Consider the following 7,369-nt stretch of genomic DNA (forward strand, 5'->3'; position numbering starts at 1 on the left):
TGCGGCTACCGCCGCGCGGGCGCGCCCAGCCGAACACCACCCGCAGTCGCGTGGCGGCCCGCGGTTCCCCCTGCTCAGGCGCGTACGAACATCAACGCCTGATCAAGCGCCAGCAGAAACCGATTCACCGTCACCCGGTCCCGCACCGCGATCCGCACCCACTCCTCGTCCAGCCCGGGAAACGTGTCCCCCCGCCGGACGGCGTACCCCAACACCCGAAGCTGCCGTCGCACGGCCGCCGCCTGCGCCATCCGGACGAGCACGAACGGCCCCTCCGCCGGCCCCGCCACCCGCACCCCCTCCGGCGCGAACTCCTCAAGCCCCGCCACCAGATGGGCCCGGTCGGCGGCGACACGGTGCGCCGCGTGCGCCGCCTCCGCCAGCGCGCGGGGCGCCACGCACGCCTCGGCCGCCGCCAGCGCCGGCGTGGACACCGGCCACAACGGCTGCGCCCGCGCCAGCTCGGTGACGATCTCCGGCGCGGCCAGCACGTACCCGATCCGCAGCCCGGCCAGCCCCCACGTCTTCGTGAGACTGCGCAGCACCACCAGACCCGGCACATCCGTCCGCCCGGCCAGCGCCTCCCGCTCACCCGGCACCGCGTCCATGAACGCCTCGTCGACCACCAACGTCCGCCCGGGCCGGGCCAGCCGGGCGATCGTCTCCGCCGGATGCAGCACCGACGTCGGGTTGGTCGGATTGCCGATCACCACCAGGTCGGCGTCCTCCGCGACGGCCGCCGGATCGAGCCGGAACCCGTCCGCCTCCCGCAGCAGCACCCGGTCCACGGTGTGCCCGGCGTCCCGCAGCGCCGCCTCCGGCTCGGTGAACTGCGGATGCACCACCACCGGCCGGCGCACCTTCAGCGCCCGCGCCAGCAGGACGAACGCCTCCGCCGCGCCCGCCGTCAGCAGCACCCGTTCCACCGGCAGACCGTGCCGCGCCGCGACCGCCGCCCGGGCCGCCCGGCCGTCCGGGTAGGCCGCGAGGGCGCCCAGCGACTCGGCTATCCGCTCCCGCAGCCAGCCGGGAGGGGTGCCGGTGCGCACGTTGACCGCGAGGTCGACGAGCGCCGGACCGCCGTCGCGGACCTCGGCGTCGCCGTGGTGCCGCAGATCGTGCCCGCCCCCGGAACCTCCGGCCCCCGCGGAGCCTCTGCCGCCTCCGGGGCCGTCGGAACCTTCCTCAGTGCGCATGCGCGTGCCCGCCATGGTGATGGTGTCCGTGTCCGTCGTGGTGAGCGTCGTCGTCCGGGTGGAAGTGCGGCTGCTGCGGCAGCCCGACCTTGTCCTCGAAGCCGGGCAGCGCGATCCGGTACACGCACGAGTCGCAGTTCATCCGCAGATCACCTTCGACCGCCTCCCGGTACCGCTCCATGACCAGGTCGAGCAGTTCCGGCTCGGGCCCGATGACGTCCGCCGAACGTACCTCGACCTCCGGGTGCGCCGCCGCCCAGTCCTCGGTCTGGTGCCGCACCCGGTCCGGCAGGATCCCGGTGAAGAGAAAGTACGGCAGGACGACGATCCGGCGCGCCCCCAGTTTCAGACACCGGTCGAGCCCGCTCGGCACGTCCGGCGCCGCCAGCGACACGAACGCGGTCTCCACACCGCCGTACCCGCGCCCCTCCCACAGCAGCCGGGCCGCCTTGTACACCTCGGCGTTGGCGTCGGGGTCGGTCGAACCGCGGCCCACCAGCAGCACGGTCACGTCGGCGCGGTCCCGCCCGGCCCGCGAGGAGCCGCCCAGCGCCTCGTCCAGGCGCCGTTCGAGGACCGACAGCAGGGCGGGGTGCGGGCCCAGCGGCCGGCCGTAGGTGTACGAGATCCCCGGGTGCCGCTCCTTCTCCCGTGCCAGCGCGGCCGGGATGTCGCCCTTGGCGTGCCCGGCGGAGACCAGCATCAGCGGCACCGCGGCGAACCGCCGCACCCCCCGCTCCACCAGCTCGGCCACGGCGTCGCCGAGCGGCGGCGGGGACAGCTCGATGAAGCCGCCCGCGACGGGCAGTTCGGGGTGGCGGCGCCCCAGCTCCCGTACGAAGTCGCGGAACGCCCCGGCCCCGGCGTCGTCCCGGGTGCCGTGGCCGGCGATGAGCAGGGCGGGCGGGGTGGTCACAGCGTCTCCTCGGAAGTGGGGTGGTACAGCAGGGCGTTGAGCGCGGCGGCGGCGACCGCCGAGCCGCCCTTCTCGGACACGTTGCTGACGGCGGGCAGCCCGCTCGCCCGCAGCGCGGCCTTGGACTCGGCCGCGCCGACGAAACCGACGGGCAGCCCGATGACGAGCACGGGGGAGGCGTCCAGCGTCAGCAGCTCCTCCAGGGCGGTCGGCGCGTTGCCGATCACCCACAGGGCGCCGGGCCCGACCTGCTCGTGGGCGAGCCGGATCGCGTGCGCCGAACGGGTCAGCCCCGGACCGGACGTGGCGTCGCGCAGCCGGCACACCGTCTCCCGGCGGGTGATCCCGGCGGCGACCATCTCCACGTCCACGACGACCGGCGCCCCGGCGTGCAGTGCCGCGTGCGCCTTCACCAGGTCGTCCTCGTCGGCCACCAGGTCGGTCGCGTACTCCAGGTCGGCGGCGGAGTGGATCACCCGCTCCACCACCGCCCGGGTCAGCGGCGGGAAGTGCGAGGTGTCCAGGCGGGCGCGCAGCCGCCGGAAGGACTCCTGCTCGATGGGGTGGACCACACGGTTCACTTGCCCTCCTTCTGAGCGCTCTCCTGCCAGCGGTAGCCGCGCGGGGTGACCATCCGCCCGGCGATGTTCCGGGTCGCGGTGTTGCCCACGGTCACGACGGTCATCATGTCGACCCACGCCGGGTCCAGCGCGCCCAGGGTGGTCAGCCGGCTCGACTCGTCGGGGCGTGAGGCGTTGCGTACGACACCGACGGGCGTCGTCGGCTCCCGGTGCCCGGCGAGGATCGCCAGTGCCTTGGGCAGCTGCCAGTCGCGGCCCCGGGAACGCGGGTTGTAGAACGTCACGACGATGTCCGCCTCGGCCGCCGCGCGCACCCGGCGCTCGATGACCTCCCACGGCGTGTGCAGGTCGGACAGGCTGATCGAGACATGGTCGTGGCCGAGCGGCGCGCCCAGGATCGCCCCGGCGGCGAGCGCGGCCGTGACACCGGGTACGCCGATCACGTCGATGTCGTCCGACGCCTCGGCGAGCGCGGGGGAGGCCATGGCGTACACACCGGCGTCCCCGCTGCCGATGAGCGCGACGGCATGCCCGGCGCGCGCCTCGGCGACCGCGGTGCGCGCCCGCTCCTCCTCGGCACCGAGCCCCGACTCCAGGATCCGGGTGCCGGGCCGCAGCAGGTCACGGATCTGGTCGACGTACTGGTCGAGGCCGACGAGCACGGCGGCGCGGCGGAGTTCGGCCTTGGCACGCGGGGTGAGCAGATCCCGGGCACCGGGACCGAGCCCGACCACCGCGAGCCGGCCGCGCGCGGGACGTCGTACGACGGCGCAGGTCGCCATGGCGGGCCGGCCGTCCGGCCGCCGCGACTTCCGCTTGGGCACGAGGAGTTCACCGCCCCGCGCGAGCGCCGCCGCCTCGGCGACGGAGGGGGTGCCGACGGCGGTGCGGGGAGCGTCCGAGGGGTTGGGCACCTGGATCCCGGCCAGTTCCCCGGCGGAGTACGTCACCAGCGGGACCCCGAGCCGCGCGGCCGCCGTGACGATCCCGGGCTCCTCGGCCTTGGCGTCGACGGTGGCGAGTTCGGCAATGCTACGAGGGGACAGGCCCGCGTCCCGCAACGCGTCCTCGACGAGCCCGAGCACCTCGTCGGCGGGGGCGCCCCTGGAGGCACCGACGCCGACCACGAGGGACGGCGGGCGCAACAGCACCTCGTTCCCGGCGGGTTCGACCGCGCGGTCGGTCACCCGGACGACGTGGGCGCCGTCCTGCGCCAGCGGCAGCGGGGGCAGCGGCCACGCCGACTCGGCACGCAGCGCGACCGGTTCGCCGTCCAGCAGGGCCCGCGACACGGCCGCCACCGAGCCCTCGACCGGGAAGCCGAGGGTGTCGAGTCCGGGCAGCCCGACCGCGTCGGTCGCGGTGGTCACCACCGGCTGCGCGGCCAGCGACTCACCCACCGCGCGGGCGAGTTCGTTCGCACCGCCGCCGTGCCCCCCGACCAGCGACACGGCGAACCGGCCGCCCTCGTCCACGCACACCACACCCGGGTCGGTCGCCTTCGCGCCCAGCAGCGGGGCGATCAGCCGGACCACCGCACCCGTGGCCAGGAAACACACCAGCTGCTCGCACTCCGCGAACGCGGACCGTACGGCGTCCTTGACCGGACCGTCGTACACCCGCGTGCGGTCCGGCCACGCCGCGGCCAGCCGGTCGCGCGCCGCCGCCCCCGCCGCGGTGGCGGAAATGAGGCCGATCACTGGGCAACTCCTTCTTCGGATCCGTCTGTGGATCCGTCTTCGCAACCGTCTTCGGAAACGGGGATCCTGGACCCCCACAGCAGGAACACGGGATTGGTCGCCGCCAGCCGGGTCACCTCACCCGGCAGCGGCGCGAGACGGGAGGACTGCAACAGCACCCCGTCGCAGGAGAACCCGGCACCGGTGAGCGCCGCACGCGCCGCCGGCACCCGGTCCAGGGCGGCCATCGCCACCACCACCGTCCGCCGGGCGCGCCGCGCGCAGGCGTCGACGACGGCGGGCAGTTCACGGCCGCCGCCCCCGACGAACACGGCGTCGGGGTCGGGGAGCGCGGCCAGGGCCTCCGGCGCAGAGCCGTGCACCACGTCCACGTACACGCCGTGCGCCCGGGCGTTGGCGGCGATCCGCGCGACCCCGTCCGCCGCCTTCTCCACGGCCACGGCGGCGGCGCCGAGCCGCGCGCACTCCACGGCCACCGACCCCGAGCCCGCCCCGACGTCCCAGACCAGGTCGCCCAGCCGGGGCCCGAGCCGGGCCAGGGCCAGCGCCCGTACCTCGAACTTGGTGATCATCGAGTCGCGGTGCGCGAACTCGTCCTCGTCCAGGGCCCACCCGGCGGGCTCCGCCCGGCCGCCGGCCACCGTCCGCGCGGCACCCGGTACCCGGGTCCGCGTCTCGTCGAGGCACAGCACCACGCTGACGTCCGGCCCCCAGTCCCGGGCGGCGGCTTCGGCGGGGGTGACCCACTCGACGCGCTCCCGCGCGGAGCCGAGCGCCGAGGCGACGACGAGGACACGCGCGCCGGCCGCGGGTGCGGACGTGGCCTGAGGCGTGCCGAAGGCGTGCCGCAGTGCCGCCCCCAGTTCCGCCGGACCCGCTCCGGGTCCGGTCAGCACCGCCACCTTCGGACGCGCCCGGCACACGTTGACCGCGGTACGCGGCTCCCGCCCGTGCGCGCTCACCACCACCGCGTCGTCCCAGGGCAGCCCGATCCGTGCGAAGGCGGCGGCGACCGAGGACACCCCGGGGCGGACGTCCAGCGTCTTTGTCCCGAACCGCTCGGCGAGCACCCGCACGATCCCGAAGAACCCGGGATCCCCCGAGGCCAGCACGGTCACGGGCCGGTCCGTGCCGACGTACTCCTCGATGGTGTCCAGGGCGGGCGCCAGCGGCCCGAGGACGATCCGCTCGGCCCCCTCGGGCAGCCGCACGGCCTCCAGATGGCGCCGTCCCCCGACGACCAGCCGGGCGCCGGTCAGCACACCGGGCGGAAGCGGCGCGCCCGTCCCCGTACCGACGACCGTGATCACGTACTCGCCCCCCGCTCGCGCAGCGCCCGCCGCGCCTCGGGGTCGGCCCTGCGGAAGCCGTGGAAGTGGCCGGGGTGGTAGAGGTGCGAGCGGGTGCCGTGGGCGTCCAGGGCCGGGCCGACCAGGAAGAGGGTGTGCTTCCAGAGCCTGTGCTCCTTGACCGTCTCCTCCAGCGTCCCGATCGTGCACTTCACGACCAGCTCCTCGGGCCAGGTCGCCTGATGGGCGACGACGACCGGGGTGGAGGTCGGGTAGCCGCCCTCCAGCAGCTCGCGCACCAGCTGTCCGCTGCGCGCGGCGGAGAGGAAGATCGCCATGGTGGTCCCGTGCCGGGCGAACTCCCGCACCTCTTCGCCCGGTGGCATCGGCGTCTTGCCGCCGCCGAGCCGGGTGAGCACGACGGACTGCGCCACCTCGGGGATGGTCAGCTCGCGCCGGGCCAGCGCGGCCACGGCCGAGAAGGAGGAGACACCGGGCACGATCTCGACCTCGACACCGATGTCGGCACACCGGTCGACCTGCTCCTGCGTACCGCCCCACAGGGCCGGATCCCCGGAGTGGATCCGGGCGACCCGCAACCCCTCGGCACGGGCCCGCTCGTACACGGCGACGACATCCTCCAGCGACATCGTCGCGGAGTCGAGGATCTCCGCGTCCTCGCGCGCGTGCTGAAGGACCTCCGCCTGGACCAGGCTCGCGGCCCAGATCACCACGTCGGCCTCGGCGATCGCGCGCGCGGCCCGGAACGTCAGCAGATCGGCGGCGCCGGGGCCGGCACCGACGAAGGTCACCTTGCCGGTGGTCGCGTCGCCGGAGGCAGTGGCTGAGGCAGCGGCATCGGCCATGAAAAATCGGTCCTCTCTGGACAAAGGGTGTTACGGGCGCCGCAGGATGTGCGCTGGGGCGGGTTGATCGGATAGCAAGGGCACATGGCGGTCTTCGTCGCGCTCGGCGCGTTCCTGATGACGCTGGCCGGCGGCTGGACGGCACAGCGTGTGACCGACCGTCGTCACCTGGTCCTGGGCCTGGCCGGCGGTCTGATGCTCGGGGTGGTCGGCCTCGACCTGCTGCCGGAGGCGCTGCGCGCGGCCGGCCGCCAGGTCTTCGGCGTACCGGCCGCCCTGCTGCTGTTCGTGGCCGGCTTCCTGCTGGCCCATCTGGTGGAACGCACCCTGGCCCTGCGCCAGGCCGCGCACGGCGGCGAGGAGAACGGTCATCGGGCGCCGGAGGTGGGCCTGACGGCGGCCGGCGCGATGGTCGGCCACAGCGCCATGGACGGCGTGGCGATCGGCGCGGCCTTCCAGGTGGGCGGCGGCATGGGCGCGGCGGTCGCGCTCGCCGTCGTCGCCCACGACTTCGCGGACGGCTTCAACACGTTCACGATCACGAGCCTGTACGGCAACGCGCGGCGCCGGGCGATATCCATGCTGGTCGCCGACGCCTGCGCACCGGTCCTCGGTGCCCTCTCCACGATCTTCTTCACCATCCCCGAGGCCCTGCTCGGCGGCTATCTCGGCCTCTTCGGCGGCGTCCTGCTCTACCTGGCCGCCGCGGAGATCCTCCCCGAGGCCCACCACGAACACCCGGCCCGCTCGACGCTGCTGTGCACGGTGGCCGGCGCGGCGTTCATCTGGCTGGTGGTGGGCCTTTCCGGCTGACGCCCGCC

Annotated in this window: 7 protein-coding genes; 1 reads left to right on the forward strand and 6 read right to left on the reverse strand. The window is 75.0% G+C overall.

Annotated features, from left to right (window positions below; translation table 11 throughout):
* Positions 1-74 precede the first annotated feature (74 nt).
* Genes cobC through cobM form a run of 6 tightly spaced genes read right to left on the reverse strand, consistent with a single transcriptional unit; the run spans position 75 to position 6,548 of the window.
* Positions 75-1,196, reverse strand: a complete 1,122-nt coding sequence (cobC, locus tag AB0P24_RS19045; RefSeq protein ID WP_365795376.1) for an Rv2231c family pyridoxal phosphate-dependent protein CobC — start codon at positions 1,194-1,196, stop codon at positions 75-77.
* Entirely contained in the window at positions 1,186-2,112 is a 927-nt protein-coding gene (locus AB0P24_RS19050) for a sirohydrochlorin chelatase (RefSeq protein WP_365795378.1), read from the reverse strand. The genes cobC and AB0P24_RS19050 overlap by 11 nt, the downstream gene beginning before the upstream one ends.
* Complete coding sequence (locus AB0P24_RS19055) at positions 2,109-2,693, reverse strand: precorrin-8X methylmutase (protein WP_365795380.1); 585 nt, start codon at positions 2,691-2,693, stop codon at positions 2,109-2,111. The genes AB0P24_RS19050 and AB0P24_RS19055 overlap by 4 nt, the downstream gene beginning before the upstream one ends.
* On the reverse strand, positions 2,690-4,393 hold the full coding sequence (gene cobJ, locus AB0P24_RS19060; protein WP_365795382.1) for a precorrin-3B C(17)-methyltransferase: 1,704 nt from the start codon (positions 4,391-4,393) through the stop codon (positions 2,690-2,692). Before cobJ ends, AB0P24_RS19055 begins: the two co-directional genes overlap by 4 nt.
* The gene (gene cbiE, locus AB0P24_RS19065; protein ID WP_365795384.1) at positions 4,390-5,703 is read right to left on the reverse strand and encodes a precorrin-6y C5,15-methyltransferase (decarboxylating) subunit CbiE; all 1,314 of its coding nucleotides are present in this window, start codon (positions 5,701-5,703) and stop codon (positions 4,390-4,392) included. Before cbiE ends, cobJ begins: the two co-directional genes overlap by 4 nt.
* The gene (cobM, locus tag AB0P24_RS19070; RefSeq protein WP_365795386.1) at positions 5,700-6,548 is read right to left on the reverse strand and encodes a precorrin-4 C(11)-methyltransferase; all 849 of its coding nucleotides are present in this window, start codon (positions 6,546-6,548) and stop codon (positions 5,700-5,702) included. The genes cbiE and cobM overlap by 4 nt, the downstream gene beginning before the upstream one ends.
* 84 nt (positions 6,549-6,632) lie before the next feature.
* Between cobM and AB0P24_RS19075 the strand changes: the two genes are divergently transcribed.
* On the forward strand, positions 6,633-7,361 hold the full coding sequence (locus AB0P24_RS19075) for a ZIP family metal transporter (protein ID WP_365795388.1): 729 nt from the start codon (positions 6,633-6,635) through the stop codon (positions 7,359-7,361).
* The last annotated feature ends 8 nt before the right edge of the window (positions 7,362-7,369 follow it).

Origin of the sequence: Streptomyces sp. NPDC086519 (assembly GCF_040686075.1) — a bacterium.
Taxonomy (GTDB): Bacteria; Actinomycetota; Actinomycetes; order Streptomycetales; family Streptomycetaceae; genus Streptomyces; species Streptomyces shenzhenensis.